The sequence below is a fragment of the Pseudomonas sp. FBF18 genome (genome assembly GCF_024261405.1).
Lineage (GTDB): Bacteria > Pseudomonadota > Gammaproteobacteria > Pseudomonadales > Pseudomonadaceae > Aquipseudomonas > Aquipseudomonas palmensis.
Genome location: NZ_QKRS01000003.1, coordinates 416837 through 440769 on the forward strand (window position 1 = coordinate 416837; position 23933 = coordinate 440769).

Here is a 23933-nt window from a genome sequence, read left to right on the forward strand (position 1 = left end):
TTATTTGAAGGTGTGCAGGTAACGCGACACAACGTCGCTCCAGGCACTTGTTTTCAAAGGCATTGAAGTTGTCCCCGATTCGTGTGGAACCGACTGTGGGTAACTTGGTAGTACATGGCTGAAGACCATGTAATACAAGGCTTACAGAGGTGTGGTTGTTTTTTGAGCAGCGGTTTTTCTGACGCTGCAGCGGGCATTTGTCAAGACTTTTATGGCGAGGTCGATTGCCCCTCATTTCACCTGTGCAGCCTGTGGATAACTCTGTGGGCAAGCACTGGAAAGACTGGCGCAGGCAGCGAGATCAAAGGCCTCTGGCCATCACTGCAGTTATCCTTCTGCATCTCTGGCTGTCGCGTTGTTCAAGGGGCGGCCGCCAGGTCAAGCGAAATACTTCCCACGCCAGGCCACAGCCCGCTCAAACCGTGGGCCGCAGCCTGTGCAGTTGCCCCCAGTCTGTGTGGAAGGGCCTGTGGATAACGTGCGTACAGCTCGCGCCGGGCCTTGCGGGGCAAGGCTTTCAGGGTTTTGATCGTTTTTTGTACAGTTGATTTTCGGCTTGCTGCGCAGCGCCGTGGCGGGGCATGCTGCACGCCCTGTCGATCAGTTGCCCGTGGGCACGTTTTCCCGAGGAGATTTTCCATGACTTCCACCGTATTCATCACGGGCGCCACCTCCGGTTTTGGCGAAGCCTGCGCACGTCGCTTCGCCGAGGCGGGCTGGTCGCTGGTGCTGACCGGTCGGCGCCAGGAGCGCCTGGAGGCGCTGTGTGCGGAGCTGTCCAAGCAGACCGAAGTGCATGGCCTGGTACTCGATGTGCGTGACCGCAAGGCCATGGAAGCGGCCATCGAAGGCTTGCCGCCGACCTTTGCCAAGCTGCGCGGGCTGATCAACAACGCCGGCCTGGCCCTGGGTGCCGACCCGGCGCCCAAGTGCGACCTGGACGACTGGGAGACCATGGTCGACACCAACATCAAGGGCCTGATGTACAGCACCCGCCTGCTGCTGCCGCGCCTGATCGCCCACGGGCGTGGCGCGACGATCCTCAACGTCGGGTCGGTGGCGGGCAACTATCCGTACCCGGGCAGCCATGTGTATGGCGGTACCAAGGCGTTCGTCGGGCAGTTCTCGCTGAGCCTGCGCTGCGACCTGCAGGGCACGGGCGTGCGGGTCAGCAACATCGAGCCGGGGCTGTGCGAGAGCGAGTTCTCGCTGGTGCGCTTCGGGGGTGACAAGGCGCGCTACGACGCCACCTATGCCGGTGCCGAGCCGATCCAGCCGCAGGACATTGCCGAGACCATCTTCTGGATTCTCAACCAGCCGGCGCACATCAACATCAACAGCCTCGAGCTGATGCCGGTGAGCCAGGCGTGGGCGGGGTTCTCGATCGATCGTTCGAAGGCCTGAGTGCACTTTCGCCGGCAAGGCCGGCTCCTGCAACTCATGTAGGAGCCAGCGTTGCTGGCGAAGGCGTCAGAGGGCGCGCTGCAACCCTTCCAGGCAGGTCGCCAGGTGGTACGGCGTGGTCGACGGCATATCGTGCCGGCTCACCGCGCCACTGGCGTCGCGGCATTCATGCCAGCCGCCGTCATGCAGAAAGTTCTGCTGCAATGCCTGCAGTTGCGCCAGCACCTTGCCCGCGCTGTCGGGCCGCAGCGCCAACGCACGCAGGTATTCGGCCTGGGCCCAGATGCGCTGGGTGGCGTCACGCACGCTGCCGTCGACATTGAGCATCGCCAGCACCGCACCGTTCTTTACCCCCTGTTGCTCGGCATAGCCGAATGCGCGGCTCAACGAGCCATGCAGCGCGCCGCCGCGCAGCAGCGGTGAGGATTCGAGCAGATAGAACCACTCGAACTGGTGCCCCGGTTCGAACCAGTTATCCACAGCCCCGCGCGGTTTCTCCAGCATCACCCCATGTGCCGGGTCGATGAAGTGCGCCTGCATGGCCTCGGTGAGGTTCACCAGCGCGTCCTGTACCACCGCGTCGTGACGCACCGACAGGGTGGCGAGGAAGGCTTCGGCCAGGTGCATCAGCGGGTTCTGCAACGGCCCGCTGCCCAGCGTCGACCAGTCTTCGGCCAGGCTCGCCTCGTACAGGCCGTGCTCGGTGGCAAAGCGCTCCAGCACCACTTCAAGGGCTGCATTCAAGGTCGACTCGGCCATTGCTTCGTTCACCTTGCCCCAGTAATGCGCGCAGGCGAACACGATGAAGGCGTGGGTGTAGAGGTCCTTGGTGCGGTCCAGCGGGTTGCCCTGGGCGTCGATGCTGTAGAACCAGCCACCGTGCTCGGCGTCGTGAAAGTGGCGTTGCAGGGTGCGCAGCAGGGCGGCGGCACGTTCCGCGGCGCCAGGCTGCTCGATGCGGCTGCTGAACAGGTACAGCTGGCGCGCGCAGGCCATGGCACGGTAGCGCTGTACCGGCAGGGGCCGGTGCTGCGGGTCGAGGGCTTCGAATGGCAGGGCCATGTCCGCGTTCCAGCCCGGGCCTTGCCACAGCGGCACGATGCGCTGGGCGAAGTGCTGCTGGACGCTGTCGAGCAGGGCAGGGAGTTCAGGCTGGGCGGTACGAAGGTCGGGCATGGAGAGGCGTCGTCGCGGTGGGCGTTTGTGGCGCATGGTAGCAGGAATTGCGGTTCGGCTTGAGCACCCCTTCGCTGGCAAGCCAAGGGCTCAGCGCAGATCGCCGAGCCCTTGCCAGTACTTGGCCCCGACAAAGATGAAGCGCAACTGCTGGGTGATCTTCGCCTGCGCGCTCAACTGCCCCGGTACCGGCTCGGCCGGCGAGTCGATCAGCTCGGGCAGGGTGGCGAACACGGTCTTGACCACCAGGTCGGCCATCACCCCCAGGGCCGCGTCGTCCAGATGCCGCCAGCGCGGCATGCGTTTGAGGTCCGCCGCCAGGTCCGAGCTGATCCCTTCGCGCAGCTTGGCGATGGCCTGACGCACCGGCTGCGAGCCACCGTACTGCTCGCGGGCCAGGAACAGGAACTGCGCCCGGTTGGCCGCCACCACATCGAGAAAGATGCGCACCGAAGCATCGGTGATGCCGCCCAGTTCGAATTCATTGTGGCGCACCAGGCGGATGGTCTGGCGGAAGGTTTCGTCCACCTCGTTGACCAGTGCCAGCCCCAGCTGGTCCAGGTCGCAGAAGTGGCGGTAGAAGCCGGTGGGCACGATGCCGGCGGTCTTGGCTACCTCGCGCAGGCTGATGCTGCCGAAGCCTCGGCCGCTCTCCATCAGGTGGCGGGCGGCATCCAGCAGGGCCTGTCGGGTCTGTAGCTTTTGTTCGGCGCGCGGCAGCATGGCGAGTATCGGTTCACAGTCATACAGCCCTGCACTCTAGGGCCTGGGCCGCAAAAAACAAAGCCCGGTCGATGGACCGGGCTGTGGGCGCGGGCACTGGCGCATGGGCTCAGCTCGCGCGGCTGTTGCGTTCGATCAGACGGTCCGAGCCGCCTTCGGCGATGCGAGTGCTGCGTTCGACAAGGCGGTCGGAACCACCTTCGGCAACGCGGTTGCTGCGCTCGATCAGGCGGTCAGAACCGCCTTCGGCCAGGGTCTTGAGGGGCTGTGCAATGACGCTGGCGCTGTCGCGGGCTTCGGCCGAGAGGTTCTGTTCGGTGGCGGGTACGGCGAAGGCGTTGGCAGCCAGCAGGCTGAGGGCAAAACTGAGCAGCAATGGGCGTTTCATGATCTGGCGCTCCTTGGGAGGGCTGGTAAGTGGGTACGGCGCCAATGCTACGCTTGGGGGTCAGATAAAGAAGTTCATAAAGATAATGGTAACAATCGACGGCATTGATAGTCGGAAGTGTTAAGTGCCCTCAACGGGCATGGCTGTTCGCCATGCTGTCATCAGGAGATTCGTGCAATGACGCGCCCTGCCAAAATTCTCACCTGGACCTTCGCCACTGTGCTGTTGTTGCTGGCGGTCCTGATCATCGTCATCGCCACCTTCGACTGGAACCGCATCAAGCCCACCCTCAACGAAAAGGTCTCCGAGGCCTTGCACCGACCCTTTGCGATCAATGGCGACCTGGCCGTGCGCTGGCAGCGCGATCGCGACGAGGGCGGCTGGCGCGCCTGGGTGCCATGGCCGCGCTTCATCGCCCAGGACCTGACCCTGGGCAACCCCGAGTGGCTCAAGGCGCCGCAGATGGTCGGCCTGCAGCGCGTGGAGTTTCGCCTCTCGCCGCTGCCGCTGCTGGCCCAGCGCATCGTGATCCCGCGTATCGACCTGACCCTGCCGGTGGCCAGCCTCAAGCGCCTGGCCGATGGCCGCGCCAACTGGACCTTCGATTTCGGGCCCAAGGACGAGAACGCCGAGCCGTCCAAATGGGTGCTGGATATCGGCGCCATCGGCTTCGACAAGGGCGAGGTGGCCTTCGACGACCAGACCCTCAAGACCGTGGTGAAGGTGCAGGTCGACCCGCTGGGCAAACCCATTCCGTTCACCGACATCGTCGGCAAGGCCAGCGCCGACAAGGCGGCGAGCCAGGGTTCGGCGCCCCAGGACTACGCCTTCGGCTTCAAGGTCGACGGCCGCTACAAGGGCCAGCCGTTGAATGGCAGCGGCAAGATCGGCGGGCTGCTGGCACTGCAGGACGCCACGCAGCCGTTTCCGCTGCAGGCTGACGTGCGCATCGCCGACACGCGCGTCGCAGTGGCCGGCACCCTGACCGACCCGCGCAACCTTGGCGCGCTCGACCTGCGCCTGCGCCTGTCGGGCGCAAGCCTGGGCAATCTGTACCCACTGACCGGCGTGACCCTGCCCGACTCGCCGGCCTATTCCACCGACGGCCACCTGATCGCCAAGCTGCACGAGCCGGGCGGGGCGGTGTTCCGCTACGAGGGCTTCAACGGCAAGATCGGCGACAGCGATATCCATGGCGACCTGGCCTTCGTCGCCAGCCAGCCGCGGCCAAAGCTCACCGGCAAGCTGGTGTCCAACCAACTGCTGTTCAAGGATCTTGGCCCGCTGATCGGCGCCGACTCCAACGCCGAACAGAAGGCCCGTGGTGGCGCGAGCAAGCAGCCGGCCGGCAAGGTGCTGCCGGTGGAGGAGTTTCGCACCGAGCGCTGGCGCACCATGGACGCCGACGTGAGCTTCAGCGGCAAGCGCATCGTGCACAGCGAAGAACTGCCCTTCAAGGACCTGGCCGCGCACTTCGTGCTCGATGACGGCGTGCTGCGCCTGGAGCCGCTGAGTTTTGGCGTGGCCGGCGGCAAGCTGGATGCGCAGATCCGCCTGGATGGCCGCGCGGTGCCGATGCAGGGGCGTGCGCGCCTGAGTGCGCGCAACTTCAAGCTCAAGCAGCTGTTCCCCACCTTCGAACCGATGAAGACCAGCTTCGGTGCGCTCAATGGCGATGCCGACATCAGTGGCCGCGGCAACTCGGTGGCGGCCTTGCTGGGCACCTCCAATGGCGACCTGCGGCTGCTGATCAACGACGGCGCGATCAGCCGTGGCCTGATGGAGATCGCCGGGCTCAACGTGGGCAACTACGTGGTGGGCAAGCTGTTTGGCGACAACGAGGTGAAGATCAACTGCGCGGCGGCGGACTTCGGCATCAAGGACGGCCTGGCCAGTACGCGCCTGTTCGTGTTCGACACCGAGAACGCGATCATCTACATCGATGGCACGGCCAACTTCGCCACCGAGCAACTGGACCTGAAGATCAACCCCGAGTCCAAGGGCCTGCGCCTGTTCTCGCTGCGCTCGCCGTTGTACGTGCGCGGGCCGTTCGTCAAGCCGAGTGCAGGCGTGCAGGCAATTCCGCTGGCGTTGCGCGGGGCCGGGATGGTGGCGTTGGGGGTGGCGGTAGCGCCGGCGGCGGCGTTGCTGGCGCTGGTGGCGCCCAGCGGCGGGGACGAGAACCAGTGCACGCCATTGCTGGAGCAGATGCGTTCGGGCAAGGCGCCCAAGACCGTCAAGGCTGGCTAAACGCATCGCGGGTCAAGCCCGCTCCCACAAGGATCACCACGGACCCTGTGGGAGCGGGCTTGACCCGCGATGAAGTCGCTGCGGTTTACAGCCCTTTGAGCAGATCCGCCATATCGTCCGCGTGCTCTTCCTCCTGGGCCAGGATGTCTTCGAAGATGCGCCGGGTGGTCGGGTCGCTGTCACCGATGTACTGGATGATCTCGCGGTAGCTGTCGATGGCGATGCGCTCGGCGACCAGGTCTTCGAGCACCATTTCCTTGAGGGTCTTGCCTGCCACGTACTGCGCGTGGGAGTTCTTGCTCAGGTTGTCGGGGTTGAAGTCCGGTTCGCCGCCCAGCTGCACGATGCGCTCGGCCAGCTTGTCGGCGTGCTCCATCTCCTGGTTGGCGTGCTCCAGGAACTCTTCGGCGGCCACGTTGGCCTTGATCCCCTCGGCCATGAAGTAGTGGCGTTTGTAGCGCAGTACGCACACCCACTCGGTGGCCAGCGACTCGTTCAGCAGGCGCAGGATCTTTTCGCGGTCGGCGGTGTAGCCTTCGGTCACCGCACCGTCTTCCACGTGCTGGCGGGCGCGGTGGCGCAGGGTTTGTACATCGGTCAGTTCAACGTTGCTCATCATGTTCTCCAAGCTGAAAACGGGGTTTCACGCTCTGACGGCGCGTCGGGTGCACAGTGTGTGATTGATTGGCGCGCTAAAAGTTTTACGCGCCGGGAAGGGCCTGTTCGTCCTTCTGGCGTTGCTCGCACGTCTTGAAGCCCTTGGCATCCACATGCCCGGTGGCATCGAAACGCACGTAGTAAGCCTGTTGCTTGCCTTCATGGTTTAGCACGTAGTTATTGCATGTGCCGCCGTGGGGCAGGTCGATGACGGAGGAAGGGCTGCCGCCGATGGCGATCACCTGCTGCATGGTCATGCCGTTGCCCACCTGCTTGACCAGCGGCTGTTCGCGGTAGGTCACGTAGTCCACAGGGTTTTCAGGGCGGTTGCTGCCGCAGCCTACCAGGGTGGCGCTTGCCAGCAGGGCTGCCAGGGCGTGCTTGTACATGGTCTCGCTCCCTTGTGAAGGCCGTCATGGCCTGATAAGGGTTGGAACCGCAGCGCACGCCGGGAGTTCGATTGCAGTTGCCATTGTTGTGCCTGTAGGGTGGTGCGCACTGCCACGGATCGGGAGGGGCCGCCATGTCGCAAGCGCTTGCAACGCGTTATCCACTGGTACTGGTGCCGGGCATGCTCGGCTTCGTGCGCCTGGTGCTGTACCCGTACTGGTTCGGCATTGTCGCGGCCCTGCGCCGGGGCGGGGCCACGGTGTTCCCGGTGCAGGTCTCGCCGGTCCACGGCAACGAGGTGCGCGGTGAACAGCTGCTGCGCATCATCGACGACCTGCGCCGCCGCACCGGCGCCGACAAGGTTCACCTGCTGGGCCACAGCCAGGGTGCGCTGACCGCCCGTTATGCGGCGGCCAGGCGCCCGGAATGGGTGGCCTCGGTCACCTCCATCGCGGGCCCCAACCACGGCTCCGAACTGGCCGACTACCTGGACAAGCACTACCCCGGCGATTCCGCCCGCGGGCGCCTTCTCAAGTGGGTGCTGCACGGGCTGGCACGGCTGATGGGCTGGCTGGAAACCGGCTGGCGCGGGGCAGGCCTGCCCATCGACGTGCACGCCTCGCACCAGTCGCTGACATTCGAGGGCGTGGCCCTGTTCAACCAGCGTTATCCACAGGGCCTGCCGCTGACCTGGGGTGGCCAGGGGCCGGCCGAGGTCGACGGGGTGCGCTACTACTCGTGGTCGGGCACCTTGCAGCCGGGCATCACCGACAGCGGGCGCAACCGCTTCGATGGCAGCAACCGCTTCTGCCGCCTGTTCGCGCGCACCTTCGTGCGTGAACCGGGCCAGTGCGACGGCATGGTCGGGCGGTTCAGCTCGCACCTGGGCCAGGTGATCGGCGACGACTACCCGCTGGATCACCTGGATATCGTCAACCAGTCACTCGGCGCGGTGGGCAAGGGCGCCGACCCGGTACGGCTGTTTACCGAGCACGCGGCGCGTCTGAAGGCGGCGGGGCTTTGAGGCGGCGCAGCGGGGTGGTCCAGCGTTCGGCCAGAATCACCCCGGCCAGGGTCAGCACGCCGCCCACCAGGTGATACGGCGCCAGGCGTTCGTCGAGCACCAGTGCCGCGATCACCGCGGTCAGCGCCGGCAGCAGGTTGAAGAACAGCGTGGTGCGGCTGGGGCCCAGGCGCACCACCGCCTGCATCCACACCAGTGGCGCCACGATCGAGGCCAGCACGCAGGCGTAGAGCACCAGGCCGATGTTGTCCACGCTCAGCCCGGCCTTGGGCGAGAACAGGTACAGCGGCAACAGCACCACGATCGCCACCAGCACCTGCAGGTACAGCAGTTGCAGCGGCGGCAGGCGCAGCTGCCACTTTTTCAGCAGGGTGCTGTACACCGCATAGGCCAGGGTGGCGATCAGCATCATCGCGTCTCCCAGGTTCAGGCCGTGGGCCAGCAGCGCGGCCGGGTCGCCGCCGGACACCACCACCAGCACCCCGGCGAACGACACCAGTGCACCCAGCAGCGCGCCGGCGCTCAGGCGCTGGCCCAGGGTGGCGATGGCCAGGGTCAGCGACATCAGCGGCATCAGCGACAGGATGATGCCCATGTTGGTGGCGCTGGTGATGGCGGCGGCAAAGTACGCCAGGCTCTGGTACACCGCCATGCCCAGCACCCCGAGGATGATGATCTTGCCCAGGTGCGGGCGGATCGCCGCGCGGTTGCGCAGCACTGCCCGCAGCAGGAACGGGCTGAGCAGCAGGCCGGCGAGCACCCAGCGGTAGAAGCCGATCTCGGCAGGGAAGATGGCGCCGACGGCCAGCTTGTTGACCACGGTGTTGCCGGCCCAGATCAGAATGGCCAGCAGGGGGAACGCATAATTCATGCAACAGGGACTCTTTGAAGATGACGGCGGTCATTATCCGCCTGTCTGTCTGGATGTTTATACTGCGATCCAGACAACCCGCCCATTGATCCAGACAGCATTCGACCGACAGCATGGCACGCAAATACCTCGACATCCCGCAGCTGGACGCGCTACCGGCACCGGTGTACTTCCGCTATGACGAGTTCGGCGCCGACACCCACAGCGCCGCGCACCGTCACGCCTGGGGCCAGCTCAACTACACCGCCCACGGGGTGATGCAGCTGGAGATCGACGGCCGGCGCTTCTTCTCGCCGCCCAACTACGCGGTATGGGTGCCGCCGGACACCGAGCATGGTTGCTACAACCCCCAGGCCGTGGTGTACCGCTCGGTGTACATCACCCGCGAGCTGAGCCAGAGCCTGCCTGCGCAGCCGTGCAGCCTGGTGATCAGCGACATCCTCAAGGCCATCCTCGGCGATTTTGCCCGGCGCGACGTCAAGGTACCGCGCACCGATGCCGACCAGCGCCTGGCCCAGGTGCTGGTGGACCAGTTGCACTGCGCGCCGGTGCACACCGGCTACCTGCCGTATGCCCAGGGCACGGGCCTGCGCAGCGTGCTGCAGGCCCTGCAGCGCAACCCTGGGGACAACCGTCCGCTGGGCGACTGGGCGGCCAGCGTACATGTGAGCGAGCGCACCCTGGCCCGCCAGTTCATCCGCGAGCTGGGTATCAGCTTTGGCGAATGGCGCCAGCGCCTGCGGTTTCTGCGGGCCATCGAGGCCCTGGAGGGCGAGCAGAGCATCCAGCAGATCGCCTTCGACCTGGGCTACGGCAGCCCATCGGCTTTTATCGCGATGTTCCAGCGCCAGGCCCAGTGCACCCCGGAGCAGTACCGACGCCAGGCGCGCCGCGGCTGACAGGGGTTTGTAAAAATTCTTGTCTACACTGGTGTCGAGGCTGCGCGGATGGCGTGGCGACCAGGAGAATGCCCCATGAAAATGTTGCGTGTGCCGTTGCTGCTGCTTGGCGTCCTGATGTGTTCGCAGGGGTTCGCCGCCACCGCACAGCAGGAGAAGATGAAGACCTGCAATGCCGACGCCACCTCCCAGGCGCTCAAGGGTGACGCGCGCAAGGCGTTCATGAGCACCTGCCTGAAAAAGGCCGAGCCCGCGACCCAGCAGGAGAAGATGAAGACCTGCAATGCCGACGCCACCACCCAGGCGCTCAAGGGCGACGAGCGCAAGGCGTTCATGAGTACCTGCCTGAAGAAGAAATGAGCCCCTGCTGAGGCTCAGTCGCGTGCCGGCAGGCCCACATACACCAGCCGGTCCACGCCCTCGCCAAAGAAGAACGAGAACGGCCGCCCCAGTGCGTCCATGCGCTGGTTGCACTCGGCGTGCAGTTCCCGGGCACGCGCATGGGTCATCTCGGCCATCGGCTCCGATACCAGTGGCGGGCCGATCACGAAGTGCAGGTGAATGTTGTCGGGGTTCAGGTAGTCGAGCCAGTTGCGGGTGCTGAACGCCACCTGCAGGGTGCCGTTATCGACCAGTCGGCGCAGCGCCGCGTCTTCGAACTGCAGGTGCACTGGCACCTGGGCGGCCTGGAAGTCGCGGTTGCGCACGTGCAGCAGGCCCTGACGGCCCGAGCCGAGCTCGCCTGGCCCGGTGGCGAGCATGTAGAACGGCAGTGTCGGAGTCATGCCGGCCTCCAGGGTGCAGAGCATCTGGTCATCGGCCTGCGGCAGCACCTTGAGGTAGGGGTTGCTGTGCGGCGGGGTACCGATGTCCTGGCCAAGGGCAATGTGCAGGTTCTGCGGGGTCAGCACGGTGGTGTCGAAGTGACGCGGCGGCGCGCCCGTACCTTGGCGCTGGCCGGTCAGCCCCTGGGCCTGGTCGGCGTCGAACCGCAGCTTCATGTTCAGGGTCACCGCATTGCGTGCCGGGATGATGGCTTCGAACACCTCGCGAATCTCGTCCAGCTGCTGTGGGCTCAGTGAGTCGTCCGTCAGGCGCAGGTGCACCACCTTGTCGTTGTACTCGTCCATCTCCATCACCAGGCGGTCGGTGGGGATGTGGTGCGCGGCCAGCAGCGCGAAGATCGATTCGCGGTAGCTGTAATGCACGTCCCGGCTGTAGTACAGGTCGCCCACCGGCGCCTGGAAGTGCAGCACCAGAAAGTCCTTGTCACAGCCTGCGAGCAACAGCGCGAGCGCGCACAGCAGTACCTTACGCATGGGGTTCCTTGGCCGTGTCGGCGTGTTCCTGCAGCGGCAGCAGGCGAGGCTGCCACAGGCGCAGGGTTTCGATGAGGGTGGGCCGGCCATTGACGCTAAGAATGATGGCCACGCCCCGGCTGAACATCACCTCCACCTCGTTGTGCGGGTCGGTCTTTTCCTCGATGTCCTCCAGCGGCATGTGCACCGCGATGCTCTGGATGCGGTGGTGTATTTCGCCGAAGTGCTGCAGCGAGTAGCCCCAGGTGTCCAGCGGGCCTTGCAGGCGGTACACCGCAGCGCGCTTGCCGGTGACGTGGGCCAGTTTCTTCCAGGGCAGGTCGGTGGTGCCGACCAGCTTGCGCAGCATGTAGGCCGGGCCGCCGAGAAACGCCAGGGCCTCGCGCTCGCCGTCGTTCAGCTGGCGTATCGGGGTGGCGCGGCGCAGGTACCTGACGCGGTTGAGCCAGGTCATGAAGAACGTCCAGAAGATCGGCGTGATGCGCCAGACAATCAGCACGCAGAGAATCGGCACCAGTATTTCGAGGATATCTTTTTCGCGCATGCACGCTCCTGCGATTGCGCATGGGCGCGCGGTCATTCCGTGAGGGCGGGCATCATAGAAAGATTGCCCTGGCAACGCCAGCGCGCCGCGCCCCGCGTGCCCCTATGCCTGCTCGTAGAAGGCTGGCAGACTGCCGTCTTTGTGGTCTTTCTGCCTCCGAGGTTGTATGACATTTACCCAGCGCCAGATCGTCCTGGCGAGTTGGCTCATCGTGTTCACCGGGTTGCTGCTGGCGCTGCCGCTCAAGCTGCTGCCCAGCCTGCTGGCCGGCCTGCTGGTGTTCGAGCTGGTCAACATGCTCACGCCCAAGCTGCAGCACCTGATTGCCGGGCAGCGTGCGCGCTGGGTGGCGGTGGCGTTGCTGGGCACGCTGATCGTGAGCGTGCTGAGCCTGCTGTTTGCCGGGGCCATCAGCTTTCTGCTGCACGAGGCGGAGAATCCCGGCGCGTCGCTGGACAAGTTCATGCTGCTGGTGGACCAGGCGCGCGGGCAGTTGCCGCCGTTCATCGATGCCTACCTGCCGGCCAGTGCGGCGGAGTTCAAGGTGGCCATCGGCGAATGGTTGCGCACCCACCTGGCCGACCTGCAACTGGTGGGCAAGGGCGCGGCGCACATGTTCGTGACCTTGCTGATCGGCATGATCCTGGGCGCCATCGTGGCCTTGCAGCGCATCCCCGACCTGACCCAGCGCAAACCGCTGGCCGCGGCCTTGTTCGAGCGCCTGTCGCTGCTGGTGCAGGCGTTTCGCAACATCGTGTTCGCGCAGATCAAGATCTCGCTGCTCAACACCGCCTTTACCGGGGTATTCCTGGCGGTGGTGCTGCCGCTGTTCGGGGTGCACCTGCCGCTGACCAAGACGCTGATCGTGCTGACCTTCCTGCTGGGGCTGCTGCCGGTGATCGGCAACCTGATGTCCAACACGCTGATTACCATCGTCGGCCTGTCGCTGTCGATCTGGGTGGCGGTGGCGGCGCTGGGCTACCTGATCGTGATCCACAAGGTCGAGTACTTTCTCAATGCGCGCATCGTGGGCGGGCAGATTCGCGCCAAGTCGTGGGAGCTGCTGCTGGCGATGCTGGTGTTCGAGGCGGCGTTCGGCTTGCCGGGCGTGGTCGCGGGGCCGATCTACTATGCGTACCTGAAGAGCGAGTTGCGCCGGGCCGAGCTGGTGTAAGGCCGACGGGCCTCTTCGCCAGCCTTGCTGGCGAAGAGGCCAACTCATTTCTGTGGATAAGTGACCGCTTCCACCCGATCCAGCCCCGCACCCATGAAGAAGGTGTACGGCCGCCCGAGCTTCATCTGCTCGGCGTAGCACTGGCTGTTCAGCGCCTTGACCCGATAGTCGATCTGGTAGGCACGCATCAGCTCGTGCTCGCCCAGGTCCGCCAGCTTGAACGCGATGCTCAGGCTCTTGCGGTTCTGCTCGTCAGCCGGCAGCAGCGCGAGTTCACCCTTGTCGACCTGCTGCTGCAGGCTGGCCTGCTTGAAGCGGTAGCGGGCACTCACTTTCCACAGGCTGAAGGCATCCGCTTCGCCTGTTTCGGCAAACTCCAGCACCACCCGCTGCGGGTCATCGCCCTTGGCCGCGTAGACGTCGGTCATGCCCGGGTAATACTGGCGCGGGCTGATGTACAGCAGGCAACTGACCTCGGCCTGCACCTGTTCGTTGACATCCATCGTGGTGCCCGGCCATTGCTCCGGCATCGCGGCCACCGTACTCACTTCGTCGCCCGGTTCGGCGGGCAGGGTGAACGAGGCGGGCATCGCCTCCAGGGCCTGCAGCTGGCTTGGGGTCAGGCGCTGGCGCTCGGCGGCGGTGGGTTGCAGGGTGACTTCGATAGCGAAGGTGACAGCGTTGCGCGCCTGCACGATGTCCTCGAACAGCCCGCGCAAGGCGGCCTGCTGCTGTTCATCCAGCGGTTGCAGCAGCACCACATGCACCAGGCGCTTGTCCTCGGCATCCACGTCGAAACGCAGGCGCTTGGGGTCGACCTGGCGCTGTTCGAGGGCCTCGCCGATCATCTGCAGGTTGATCGGGTCCAGCCCCCAGCGGGCGGTGCCGACGTCGGTCTGAAAGCGCACGCTCATGAATGTTTCGTCGCCGCAGCCGCCCAGCAGCAGCGCGCTCGACAGTGCCAGGGTTCTGGCCAGGTTCATTGGGTTTCTTCCTTGTAGGTCACCGATTCGAGCCGGTCCAGGCCGTCCCCGACCCGAAAGCTCAGGGGGCGTGGCAAGTGGTTGGCAGCGCTTTCGCACGAATGGATCAGCTGCGAAGCATTGGGTTGCAACGGAAAACTGCGGTACAGCCGCTGTTGCCCCAGGTCCGAAAAACCCAGCATCACCACCAGTGGGTCCACCGACAGGTAGTTCGGCTCGACGAGCCACAGTTCGCCTTTGTCGATCCTGCCTTGCAGGCCGGCGTCGGTCAGCCGGTAATGCGCCGGGTAGTGCGCTTCGCCCAGCTCGACGCTGACCTGATTGGCCGTGTCCAGCGTCATCTGCCACAGGCCGGTGATGCCTTCCGGCAACGGCTTTACCGGCAGCGCCTGCAGTTGGCAGGTGACCTTGGAGTTGATGCGTTCGGTCACGTCCCGCGGCACGTTGTCGTCGTCCCTGGGCATCAGCGCCATGGTCAGCACCGTCGGGCTGAGCTCCAGCGGGATCAACAACGGTTGCGGCAGCGCGTCGATCCGCTGGCGCTCTGCCGCGCTCAGGGCCTGGCGTTGCTCGGGGGTGATGTCCAGGGTGAGTTCGATCTGCAGCGTGTTCGCCGCGCGTGCCTGCAGGATCTCGTCGAACGGTTCGCGCAACGCCTTGCGCTGCGCCTCGCTCAGCGGCTGCAGTTCCCTCACGTACACCAGGTGTTGGTCTTCGAGGTCGACCCGCCAGCGCAGGCTTTTCGGGTCGATCTGGCGTTGCACCAGGGCCTCGTCGATCATCTGCTGCTTGCGCGCGTCCAGGCCGGTGCCCGACGAGCCGGCCGAGTCCTCGAAGCGCAGGGTCATCAGGTCGTCGTTGCAACCGGCCAGCAGCAAGGCGCTGATCAGCGCCAGGGGTTTGAAACTCATCTGTTCACGTCCTTGTGGGGCGGCGGGCTAGCCGTAACGCTTGCGGGCTTCGATCGCCAGGCCGCTACCGATGCTGCCGAAGATGTTGCCCTCGACGTGGCGCGCGTTGGGCAGCATGGCCGCCACGCTCTGGCGCAGGGCAGGGATGCCGCTGGAGCCGCCGGTGAAGAATACCGTGTCGACCTGCGCCACCCCTACACCGGCCTTGTTCAGCAGCTCGCCGACGCTGCCACGCACACGTTCGAGCAGGCTGTCGATGGACGCCTCGAACAGCGCACGGGTCAACTCCACACTCAGCTCGGGCTGCACGCGCTTGAGGTCGACCAGGCGGCTGTCGCTGTGGGTCAGCTCGATCTTGGTGGCTTCCACTTCCATCGCCAGCCAGTGCCCGGCGCGCTGTTCGATCAGCTTGAACAGGCGGTCGATGCCGTCGGTGTCCTCGATGTCGTAGCGCATGCTGCCCAGCGCCAGCTGGGATTTCTGCGAGTACACCGAGTTGATGGTGTGCCAGGTGGCCAGGTTCATGTGGTGGCTGGTGGGCATGAAGGCACCGCTTTTCATGCGGCTGCCATAGCCGAACAGCGGCATCACGCCCTGCAGGCTCAACTGCTTGTCGAAGTCGGTACCGCCGATGTGCACGCCACCGGTGGCCAGGATGTCGGCGTGGCGGTCATCGAGCATGTGGCGCTCGGGGGCCAGGCGTACCAGCGAGAAGTCCGAGGTACCACCGCCGATGTCGACGATCAGCACCAGCTCTTCGCCCTGGATGCTCGACTCGTAGTCGAAGGCTGCGGCGATGGGTTCGTACTGGAACGACACGTCCTTGAAGCCGATCTTCTTCGCCACCTCGGCCAGGGTGTCTTCGGCCTCCTGGTCGGCGGCCTGGTCGTCGTCGACGAAATGCACCGGGCGGCCCAGCACCACCTCGTCGAAGTCGCGCCCGGCATTGGCCTCGGCACGCTTCTTCAGCTCGCCGATGAACATGCCCAGCAGGTCCTTGAACGGCAGCGCGGTGCCCAGCACGCTGGTGTCGTGCTTGATCAGCTTGGAGCCCAGCAGGCTCTTGAGCGAGCGCATCAGGCGGCCTTCGTAGCCCTCCAGGTACTCGTGCAGGGCCAGCCGGCCATAGACCGGGCGCCGCTCCTCGATATTGAAGAACACCACCGAGGGCAAGGTGATCTTGCCGTCTTCCAGGGCAATCAGCGAATCCACGCCGGGACGGTGCCAGCCGACGGTGGAATTGGAGGTGCCGAAGTCGATACCGCAGGCGCGGGCCGGGGATGCGTGACTCATGGGTGTGCTTCCGGGGGAAAAACGGCCGCGCAGTTTATGCCAGCCATCGGCAGAATCAAGACCGAATATCTGCTCGACAGCAATCCTTTGTCCGACTTGAAAGGCTATGCTTGACCCCAATCTTCACAGCAGTGATGCATTCGATAACCGATGGTGAATCGTAAAGATGGACTTCAAAGACTATTACAAGATCCTTGGCGTAGAGCCCACGGCGGATGAAAAGGCGATCAAGACCGCCTACCGCAAGCTTGCGCGCAAGTATCACCCGGACGTCAGCAAAGAGCGCGACGCCGAAAACCACTTCAAGGAAGTGAACGAGGCCTATGAGGCCCTGAGCAGCCCTGAAAAGCGCGCCGAATACGACGAGCTGCGCAAGTACGGCCAGCACGGCCGGCCCTTCCAGGGCCCGCCGGGCTGGGAAAGCCGTGGCGGTGGCGGTGGCGGTGCCGACTTTGGCGGCGGCGACTTCTCGGACTTCTTCAGTTCCATTTTCGGCTCGGCCGGACGTGGCAACGGCAACCCCTTTGGCCGTGGCCAGCAACGCAGTGCCGGTCGGCGAGGGCAGGACGTGGAAATGGAACTGGCGATTTTCCTCGAGGAAACCCTGGCCAACGAGTCGAAGAAGATCAGCTTCCAGGTGCCGCAGTACAACGCGGCCGGGCAGCGCACGGGCGACACCACCAAGACCCTCAACGTCAAGATCCCTGCCGGGGTGACCGACGGCGAGCGCATCCGCCTCAAGGGCCAGGGTGCACCGGGCGTGGGCGGCGGCGCCAATGGCGACCTGTACCTGATCATTCGCCTGGCACCCCACCCGCTGTTCGATGTCGAAGGTCATGACCTGATCATCACCGTGCCGCTGGCACCGTGGGAGGCTGCGCTGGGCACCAAGGTCGAGATGCCGACCCTGACCGGCAAGGTCAACCTGACCATCCGCCCCGACAGCCAGAGCGGCCAGCGCCTGCGCATCAAGGGCATGGGCCTGAGCAACAAGCAGGGCCAGCGTGGCGACCTGTATGCGCAGCTGAAGGTGGTGATGCCGACGCAATCGAGCGCCGAAGCCCGCGAACTGTGGACCAAACTGTCGGAGAAGGCCGGGTTCAACCCGCGAACTCAATGGAGTAAGTGACCATGAGCAGTACCCTGATCGTTCAACTGGACATGCGAACCCTTTGTCAGGAGGCCGATGTACCGGCAGCCTACGTGATCGAGATCGTCGAACACGGCATCGTTGAACCTTCGGGGCGAACGCCGGAGGAATGGGTGTTCGACGACCGTGCCCCGGTGCTGGCCAAGCGCGCGGCCAAGCTGCACCAGGAGCTGGAACTGGAGTGGGAAGGGGTGGCGCTGGCGCTGGAGCTGCTGGAGGAAGTGAAGCAGTTGCGCAGTGAGAATTCGATGTTGAAGCAGCGCCTGGGCAGGTTTGTGCAAGGCTGACCGGCCCAATCGCGGGTCAAGCCCGCTCCCACCGATACGCCGTTGGCCTCCAAGCCAGCGCTGTACCTGTGGGAGCGGGCTTGACCCGCGATGAGGCCCTCAGCCCTGTGGGGGCTGCGCCCCCGGTGCCAGCATCAGTTGCATGAAGGTCAGGTCCAGCCACTTGCCGAACTTCACCCCCACCTGCGGCATCTGTCCGTTCAGGGTGAAGCCCAGCCGCTCGTGCAGGCGGATCGACGCCGTATTGCCGCTCTCGATCGCCGCCACCATCACATGCTTGCCACAGCCCCTGGCACGCTCGATCAGCGCCTGCATCAGCAACGGCCCCAGGCCCTGGCCGCGCTGGTCGCTGCGGATGTACACCGAATGCTCCACGGTGTGGCGAAACCCCTCGAACGGGCGCCAGTCGCCGAACGAGGCATAGCCCAGCACCTCCCCTGCCTCATTCACTGCCACCAGAATCGGATAACCCTGCCCCTGGCGCGCCGCGAACCACGCCTGGCGATTGCCCAGGTCGACCGTCTGCTCGTTCCAGATCGCCAGGGTGTTGAGCACCGCGTCGTTGTAGATATCACGGATGGCCGGCAGGTCGGCGTGCACGGCGTCGCGGATGTGATTCATGACAGGCTCTCGGAACGGGACAGGCGCACAGATTAAATCGTAACCAGGCCGCGTACACCTTCGGCCTCCATGTTTTCCCCGCGGCCCTGCTGCACGATCTCGCCGCGGGACATCACCAGGTACTGGTCGGCCAGCTCGGCGGCAAAGTCGTAGAACTGCTCCACCAGCAGAATCGCCATGTCGCCACGCGCGGCCAGTTGGCGGATCACCGCACCGATCTCCTTGATCACCGATGGCTGGATGCCTTCGGTGGGCTCGTCGAGAATCAGCAGGCGCGGGCGGCTGGCCAGGGCGCGGCCGATGGCCAGTTGCTGTTGCTGGCCACCGGACAGGTCGCCGCCGCGGCGGTGTTTCATCTGCAGCAGTACCGGGAACAGTTCGTAGATGAAGGCCGGCACCTCCCGCGCCTGGCTGGCGCCGAAGCGTGACAGGCCCATCAGCAGGTTCTCCTCCACCGTCAGGCGCGGGAAGATCTCGCGGCCCTGGGGCACGTAGGCGATTCCGGCGTGCACGCGCTGGTGCGGCTTGAGCGTGGTGATGGCCTGGCCCTCCCAGTGCACGCTGCCTTCGCGGGCGGGAAGCAGGCCCATCAGGCAGCGCAGCAGGGTGGTCTTGCCCACGCCGTTGCGGCCCAGCAGGCAGGTGACCTCACCGACCTTGGCCTGGAACGACAGGCCGCGCAGGATGTGGCTGCCGCCGTAGTACTGGTGCAGGGTGTCGATTTTCAGCATGTGCCTTGTCCTTTTTTGTCTGTACCGGCAACGCCGGCTCCTACAAGAGCCGCGGTGTCTCTGTAGGAGCCGGCGTTGCCGGCGAAGCTTTTCAGCGCCCCAGATAAACCTCGATCACCCGATCATCGGCCTGCACCTGTTCCAGCGAACCCTCTGCCAGCACGCTGCCCTGGTGCAGCACCGTCACATGGTCGGCAATGCTGCCGACAAACCCCATGTCGTGCTCCACCACCATCAGCGAATGCCGGCCGGCCAGGCTTTTGAACAGCTCGGCGGTGAATTCGGTCTCGGCGTCGGTCATGCCCGCCACCGGTTCGTCCAGCAGCAGCAACTGCGGGTCCTGCATCAGCAGCATGCCGATCTCCAGAAACTGCTTCTGCCCATGGGACAGCAACCCCGCCGGGCGCTGCGCCGACCCGGTCAGGCGAATGGTCTGCAGCACCTGGTCGATACGGTCGCGCTGTTCGCCGCCGAGTCTTGCGCACAGGCTGGCCCACACCGACTTGTCGGCCTTCTGCGCCAGTTCCAGGTTTTCGTACACGCTCAAGGCCTCGAACACCGTCGGCTTCTGGAACTTGCGCCCGATGCCGGCCTGGGCGATCTGCACCTCGCTCATGCGCGTCAGGTCCAGGGTCTCGCCGAACCAGGCCTTGCCGGTGGTGGGGCGGGTCTTGCCGGTGATCACGTCCATCAGCGTGGTCTTGCCCGCCCCGTTGGGCCCGATGATGCAGCGCAACTCGCCCACGCCGATGTACAGGTTCAGCGCATTCAGCGCCTTGAAGCCGTCGAAGCTCACGCTGATGTCCTCCAGCGTCAGCACCGTGCCGTGGCGCACGTCCAGCCCTGGCTGGCGTGCCTGGCCCAGGCCGATGGCATCGCGACCGCTGCCGGCGTCGATGATCGGTTCGAGCATGAACTCGGGGTGTACGGCAGGCAGTGGTACGCTTCTCATTGTTCACCCCTTTTCTTCAGCAGACCGACCACGCCCCTGGGCAGGTAAAGCGTTACCAGAATGAACAGCGCACCGAGAAAGAACAGCCAGAACTCGGGGAACGCCACGGTGAACCAGCTCTTCATGCCATTGACCACGCCGGCGCCCAGCAGCGGCCCGATCAGCGTGCCGCGCCCGCCCAGGGCTACCCACACGGCGGCCTCGATGGAGTTGGTGGGCGACATCTCGCTGGGGTTGATGATGCCCACCTGCGGCACGTACAGCGCACCCGCCAGGCCGCACAGCACGGCGCTCAGCACCCACACGAACAGCTTGAAGCCACGCGGGTCGTAGCCGCAGAACATCAGGCGGTTCTCGGCGTCGCGCAGCGCCGTGAGCACGCGCCCGAACTTGCTGCGCGCCAGGCGCCAGCCCAGGTACAGGCTGCCCGCCAGCAAGGCCACGGTGAGCAGGAACAGCACCGCGCGGGTGCCCTGGGCGGTGATCTCGAAACCCAGGATGCTGCGAAAGTTGGTGAAGCCGTTGTTGCCGCCAAAGCCGGTCTCGTTGCGAAAGAACAGCAGCATGCCGGCAAAGGTCAGGGCCTGGGTCATGATCGAGAAGTACACGCCCTTGATCCGCGAACGGAACGCGAAGTAGCCGAACACCAGCGCCAAAAGCCCCGGCGCCAGCACCACCAGGCACAGTGCCCAGGCAAAGTGCTGGGTGCCGGCCCAGTACCACGGCAGCTCGCTCCACGACAGAAAGGTCATGAACGCCGGCAGGCCGTCGCCGGCCGCTTCGCGCATCAGGTACATGCCCATGGCGTAGCCGCCCAGGGCGAAGAACAGGCCATGGCCCAGCGACAGCAACCCGGCGTAGCCCCACACCAGGTCCAGCGCCAGGGCAACGATGGCGTAGCACAGGATCTTGCCCACCAGGGTCAGGGTGTAGGCCGACACCTGCAGGCTGTGGCCGGCTGGCAGCAACGACAGCAGTGGCAGGGCGATCAGCACCAGCAGCACCAGGGCGCCGACGGCCAGGGTCAGGCGCGGGCCGGCTTTTTGCGTAGCAGTGACAAGCAGTGGCTGGTTCATCAGTCGATTACCCGTCCCTTGAGGGCGAACAGGCCTTGCGGACGCTTCTGGATGAACAGAATGATCAGCGCAAGGATGAGGATCTTGCCGAGCACCGCACCGATCTGCGGTTCCAGCAACTTGTTGGCTATGCCCAGGCCGAACGCGGCCCACAGGCTGCCGGCCAGTTGCCCGACGCCACCGAGCACCACCACCAGGAACGAGTCGATGATGTAGCTCTGGCCCAGGTCCGGGCCGACGTTGCCGATCTGGCTCAGGGCCACGCCGCCCAGGCCGGCGATACCCGAACCCAGGCCGAAGGCGAGCATGTCCACGCGCCCGGTGGGCACGCCGCAGCAGGCGGCCATGTTGCGGTTCTGGGTGACGGCGCGCACGTTCAGGCCCAGGCGGGTGCGGTTGAGCAGCAGCCAGGTGAGCAGCACCACGCACAGGGCGAAACCGATGATCACCAGGCGGCTGTAGGGCAGCACCAGGTTGGGCAGTACCTGCAGGCCGCCGGAGAGCCAGGCCGGGTTGGCCACCTCGACGTTCTGCGCGCCGAACAGCAGGCGGATGGCCTGGATCAGGATCAGGCTGATGCCCCAGGTGGCCAGCAGGGTTTCCAGCGGGCGCCCGTACAGGTGGCGGATCACCGTGCGTTCGAGCAGCATGCCGACCCCGGCACTCACACCGAAGGCCACCGGCAGTGCCAGCAGCGGGTAGAAGTCCAGCGCGCCGGGGGCGTAGCGCTGCACCAGCACTTGCACCACGTAGGTGCTGTAGGCGCCGAGCATCAGCATTTCGCCGTGGGCCATGTTGATCACCCCCAGCAGGCCGAAGGTGATCGCCAGGCCCAGGGCTGCCAGTAGCAGGATCGAACCCAGCGACAGCCCGCTGAAGGCCTGGCCGAGCAGCTCGCCGATCAGCAGCTTGCGCTTGACCTGGGCCAGGCTGGTTTCGGCGGCGGTGCGCACCGTGGGGTCGGTTTCCACACTGGGGTCGAGCAGGCTTTCGAGGCGGGTGCGGGCCATCGGGTCGCCGGTTTCGCCCAGCAGGCGCACGGCGGCCAGGCGTACGGCGGGGTCTGTCGCGACCAGTTGCAGGTTGGCCAGGGCCAGGCCCAGGGCTGCGTGCACGGCGGCGTCGGGCTCGCTGGCAAAGCGCCGGTCGAGGAAGGCGACCTGAGCGGGCTGCGCGCTTTTCTGCAGTTGCTGGGCGGCGGCCAGGCGGACCCTGGCGTCATCGCTGAGCAGTCGATGGCTGGCCAGGGCGTTGTCCACCAGGCCGCGCAGGCGGTTGTTCAGGCGCAGCTTGCGGCTGTCGTCCGGGCCCAGGCGGCCTTGCTGCAGCGAACTCAGCAGTTCGAGGCGCGCGGGGTCGGGTTGCGCCGCCCAGCCCTGCAGCAGGCTGGCCTGTTCGTTGGGCTTGGCGGCGATGAAGTAGTCGGCGTCGCCAGCGGCCCGGGCTGCTAGAGGCAGCAGCAGGAGCAGGGCGAGCAACAGCGAGTGGAGTGCCTTGGGCATGGCGGCTTCCTCGAAAGGTTAGGTGACTGTCAGGGCCTCTTCGCGGGTCAAGCCCGCTCCTACAGAGTTCGGTGATCCCTGTGGGAGCAGGCTTGACCCGCGATGGGCCGCACGGCGGCCCCCTGCCTCAGTTGCCTTTCACGGCATAATCCGGCCGCTTGTCGTTGCCCGGAATGAACGGGCTCCACGGCTGCGCGCGCAGCGGCTGCTCGGTCTGCCACACCACGCTGAACTGCCCGTCATCCTGGATCTCGCCGATCATCACCGGCTTGTGCAGGTGGTGGTTGGTCTTGTCCATGGTCAGGGTGAAGCCCGATGGCGCCTTGAACGTCTGCCCCGCCAGCGCCTCGCGCACCTTGTCCACATCGGTGCTCTTGGCCCTTTCCACCGCCTGGGCCCACATATGGATGCCCACATAGGTGGCCTCCATCGGGTCGTTGGTCACCGCCTTGTCGGCGCCCGGCAGGTTCTTCGCCTTGGCATAGGCCTTCCAATCGGCCACGAACTGCGTGTTGACCGGGTTGTCCACCGACTCGAAGTAGTTCCACGCCGCCAGGTGCCCCACCAGCGGCTTGGTGTCGATGCCGCGAAGCTCCTCTTCACCCACCGAGAACGCCACCACCGGCACGTCGGTGGCCTTCAGGCCCTGGTTGGCCAGTTCCTTGTAGAACGGCACGTTGGAGTCGCCGTTGACGGTGGAGATCACCGCCGTCTTGCCCCCGGCCGAGAACTTCTTGATGTTGGCCACGATGGTCTGGTAATCGCTGTGGCCGAACGGGGTGTACACCTCCTCGATGTCCTTGTCGGCCACGCCCTTGCTGTGCAGGAACGCACGCAGAATCTTGTTGGTGGTGCGTGGGTACACGTAGTCGGTGCCCAGCAGGAAGAAGCGCTTGGCCGCGCCACCGTCCTCGCTCATCAGGTATTCCACCGCCGGTATCGCCTGCTGGTTGGGCGCTGCCCCGGTGTAGAACACGTTGGGCGACATCTCTTCACCTTCGTACTGCACCGGGTAGAACAGCAGCCCGTTGAGTTCCTCGAACACCGGCAGCACCGACTTGCGCGACACCGAGGTCCAGCAGCCGAACACCACCGCGACCTTGTCCTGGGTCAGCAACTGGCGGCTCTTCTCGGCGAACAGCGGCCAGTTGGAGGCCGGGTCGACCACCACCGGCTCCAGCAGCTTGCCGTTGACCCCGCCCTTGGCGTTGATCTGCTCGATGGTCATCAGGGCCATGTCCTTGAGCGAGGTCTCGGAGATCGCCATGGTGCCCGACAGCGAATGCAGGATGCCGACCTTGATGGTCTCGGCGGCCTGGACCGTCCAGCTCAGGCCCATCGCGGCAATCGACGCGCTGAGGGTGAATGCCTTGATCAGACTGCGACGCTTCATAGTGCTCTCTCCATGGGATCGAATGGTTCTGCTGGGCAGACGGCGACTTTGTGCAGAGAGCTTTAGCAAGGGCTGTGCCGATGTCGTACACAGGCTTGCCAGCGGCGTGTTCACAAGGTGCAGGGCAGGGTGGGTGCACCGGGATGGCGCTTGCCGTGGTGCAGTACGCGCAAGGCTGCACAGCAATAGTTCACGGCGATGCCTTATGCTTGCGC

Annotated in this window: 24 protein-coding genes and 1 pseudogene; 8 read left to right on the forward strand and 17 right to left on the reverse strand. The window is 65.3% G+C overall.

What is annotated here, in order from left to right; all coding sequences use genetic code 11:
* The first annotated feature begins 639 nt into the window (after positions 1-639).
* On the forward strand, positions 640-1404 hold the full coding sequence (locus DN387_RS07830; RefSeq protein WP_043863510.1) for an SDR family oxidoreductase: 765 nt from the start codon (positions 640-642) through the stop codon (positions 1402-1404).
* Between the two features lie 66 nt (positions 1405-1470).
* Here DN387_RS07830 and DN387_RS07835 read toward each other — a convergent pair whose 3' ends face one another.
* The 3 genes and pseudogenes from DN387_RS07835 to DN387_RS07845 all read right to left on the reverse strand — a co-directional run.
* Positions 1471-2580 carry an AGE family epimerase/isomerase gene (locus DN387_RS07835; RefSeq protein ID WP_054916168.1) on the reverse strand — a complete coding sequence of 370 codons (1110 nt, stop codon included), beginning with the start codon at positions 2578-2580 and terminating at the stop codon, positions 1471-1473.
* 90 nt (positions 2581-2670) lie between these two features.
* The gene (locus DN387_RS07840; RefSeq protein ID WP_043863508.1) at positions 2671-3303 is read right to left on the reverse strand and encodes a TetR family transcriptional regulator; all 633 of its coding nucleotides are present in this window, start codon (positions 3301-3303) and stop codon (positions 2671-2673) included.
* A 124-nt stretch (positions 3304-3427) separates the two neighbouring features.
* Positions 3428-3691: pseudogene (locus DN387_RS07845) on the reverse strand (phage infection protein); the annotation flags it as partial.
* A gap of 177 nt (positions 3692-3868) precedes the next feature.
* Here DN387_RS07845 and DN387_RS07850 point away from each other — a divergent pair.
* Positions 3869-5941, forward strand: a complete 2073-nt coding sequence (locus tag DN387_RS07850; protein WP_054916167.1) for an AsmA family protein — start codon at positions 3869-3871, stop codon at positions 5939-5941.
* 85 nt (positions 5942-6026) lie between these two features.
* Here DN387_RS07850 and DN387_RS07855 read toward each other — a convergent pair whose 3' ends face one another.
* The gene (locus DN387_RS07855) at positions 6027-6557 is read right to left on the reverse strand and encodes a bacterioferritin (protein WP_043863506.1); all 531 of its coding nucleotides are present in this window, start codon (positions 6555-6557) and stop codon (positions 6027-6029) included.
* An 85-nt stretch (positions 6558-6642) separates the two neighbouring features.
* Entirely contained in the window at positions 6643-6987 is a 345-nt protein-coding gene (gene osmE, locus DN387_RS07860; protein WP_043863505.1) for an osmotically-inducible lipoprotein OsmE, read from the reverse strand.
* Positions 6988-7121: 134 nt separating this feature from the next.
* Here osmE and DN387_RS07865 point away from each other — a divergent pair, with 134 nt between their 5' ends.
* A complete protein-coding gene (locus DN387_RS07865; protein ID WP_054916166.1) occupies positions 7122-8012 on the forward strand; it encodes a triacylglycerol lipase in 891 nt (296 codons plus the stop codon).
* Here the strand turns inward: DN387_RS07865 and DN387_RS07870 are convergent.
* Positions 7972-8883, reverse strand: coding sequence for a DMT family transporter (locus DN387_RS07870; protein ID WP_054916165.1), 912 nt, complete (start codon positions 8881-8883; stop codon positions 7972-7974). The genes DN387_RS07865 and DN387_RS07870 overlap by 41 nt on opposite strands.
* A 113-nt stretch (positions 8884-8996) precedes the next feature.
* Here DN387_RS07870 and DN387_RS07875 point away from each other — a divergent pair, with 113 nt between their 5' ends.
* Both DN387_RS07875 and DN387_RS07880 read left to right on the forward strand, forming a co-directional pair.
* On the forward strand, positions 8997-9782 hold the full coding sequence (locus tag DN387_RS07875) for a helix-turn-helix domain-containing protein (RefSeq protein ID WP_054916164.1): 786 nt from the start codon (positions 8997-8999) through the stop codon (positions 9780-9782).
* Positions 9783-9857: 75 nt separating this feature from the next.
* Positions 9858-10142 carry a PsiF family protein gene (locus tag DN387_RS07880; protein ID WP_043863501.1) on the forward strand — a complete coding sequence of 95 codons (285 nt, stop codon included), beginning with the start codon at positions 9858-9860 and terminating at the stop codon, positions 10140-10142.
* Positions 10143-10156: 14 nt separating this feature from the next.
* Here the strand turns inward: DN387_RS07880 and DN387_RS07885 are convergent, their stop codons facing one another.
* Entirely contained in the window at positions 10157-11101 is a 945-nt protein-coding gene (locus DN387_RS07885; protein WP_054916163.1) for a hypothetical protein, read from the reverse strand.
* Entirely contained in the window at positions 11094-11645 is a 552-nt protein-coding gene (locus DN387_RS07890; protein ID WP_054916162.1) for a hypothetical protein, read from the reverse strand. Before DN387_RS07890 ends, DN387_RS07885 begins: the two co-directional genes overlap by 8 nt.
* 166 nt (positions 11646-11811) lie before the next feature.
* Between DN387_RS07890 and DN387_RS07895 the strand changes: the two genes are divergently transcribed.
* Complete coding sequence (locus DN387_RS07895; protein ID WP_054916161.1) at positions 11812-12819, forward strand: AI-2E family transporter; 1008 nt, start codon at positions 11812-11814, stop codon at positions 12817-12819.
* A 44-nt stretch (positions 12820-12863) separates the two neighbouring features.
* Here DN387_RS07895 and DN387_RS07900 read toward each other — a convergent pair whose 3' ends face one another.
* Genes DN387_RS07900 through DN387_RS07910 form a run of 3 tightly spaced genes read right to left on the reverse strand, consistent with a single transcriptional unit; the run spans position 12864 to position 16006 of the window.
* The gene (locus DN387_RS07900) at positions 12864-13802 is read right to left on the reverse strand and encodes a hypothetical protein (RefSeq protein ID WP_043863497.1); all 939 of its coding nucleotides are present in this window, start codon (positions 13800-13802) and stop codon (positions 12864-12866) included.
* Positions 13799-14713: a hypothetical protein gene (locus DN387_RS07905; protein WP_043863496.1), complete on the reverse strand. Its 915-nt coding sequence runs from the start codon at positions 14711-14713 to the stop codon at positions 13799-13801. Before DN387_RS07905 ends, DN387_RS07900 begins: the two co-directional genes overlap by 4 nt.
* Positions 14714-14740: 27 nt before the next feature.
* On the reverse strand, positions 14741-16006 hold the full coding sequence (locus tag DN387_RS07910; RefSeq protein ID WP_043863495.1) for an Hsp70 family protein: 1266 nt from the start codon (positions 16004-16006) through the stop codon (positions 14741-14743).
* A gap of 166 nt (positions 16007-16172) precedes the next feature.
* Between DN387_RS07910 and cbpA the strand changes: the two genes are divergently transcribed.
* Both cbpA and DN387_RS07920 read left to right on the forward strand, forming a co-directional pair.
* Positions 16173-17135 (forward strand): curved DNA-binding protein, encoded by a 963-nt coding sequence (cbpA, locus tag DN387_RS07915; RefSeq protein ID WP_043863494.1) that lies wholly within the window; start codon positions 16173-16175, stop codon positions 17133-17135.
* 2 nt (positions 17136-17137) lie between these two features.
* Positions 17138-17443, forward strand: coding sequence for a chaperone modulator CbpM (locus DN387_RS07920; protein WP_043863493.1), 306 nt, complete (start codon positions 17138-17140; stop codon positions 17441-17443).
* Between the two features lie 99 nt (positions 17444-17542).
* Here the strand turns inward: DN387_RS07920 and DN387_RS07925 are convergent, their stop codons facing one another.
* From DN387_RS07925 to urtA, 6 genes are all read right to left on the reverse strand, one after another.
* Complete coding sequence (locus DN387_RS07925; protein ID WP_054916160.1) at positions 17543-18064, reverse strand: GNAT family N-acetyltransferase; 522 nt, start codon at positions 18062-18064, stop codon at positions 17543-17545.
* A gap of 32 nt (positions 18065-18096) precedes the next feature.
* Positions 18097-18795, reverse strand: coding sequence for an urea ABC transporter ATP-binding subunit UrtE (gene urtE, locus DN387_RS07930; RefSeq protein ID WP_043863491.1), 699 nt, complete (start codon positions 18793-18795; stop codon positions 18097-18099).
* Between the two features lie 91 nt (positions 18796-18886).
* Positions 18887-19747 (reverse strand): urea ABC transporter ATP-binding protein UrtD, encoded by an 861-nt coding sequence (gene urtD / locus DN387_RS07935; protein WP_167400197.1) that lies wholly within the window; start codon positions 19745-19747, stop codon positions 18887-18889.
* On the reverse strand, positions 19744-20823 hold the full coding sequence (urtC, locus tag DN387_RS07940) for an urea ABC transporter permease subunit UrtC (protein ID WP_043863489.1): 1080 nt from the start codon (positions 20821-20823) through the stop codon (positions 19744-19746). Before urtC ends, urtD begins: the two co-directional genes overlap by 4 nt.
* Complete coding sequence (gene urtB / locus DN387_RS07945) at positions 20823-22325, reverse strand: urea ABC transporter permease subunit UrtB (RefSeq protein WP_043863488.1); 1503 nt, start codon at positions 22323-22325, stop codon at positions 20823-20825. Before urtB ends, urtC begins: the two co-directional genes overlap by 1 nt.
* Before the next feature lie 127 nt (positions 22326-22452).
* Complete coding sequence (gene urtA, locus DN387_RS07950; RefSeq protein ID WP_054916159.1) at positions 22453-23718, reverse strand: urea ABC transporter substrate-binding protein; 1266 nt, start codon at positions 23716-23718, stop codon at positions 22453-22455.
* Between the last annotated feature and the right edge of the window lie 215 nt (positions 23719-23933).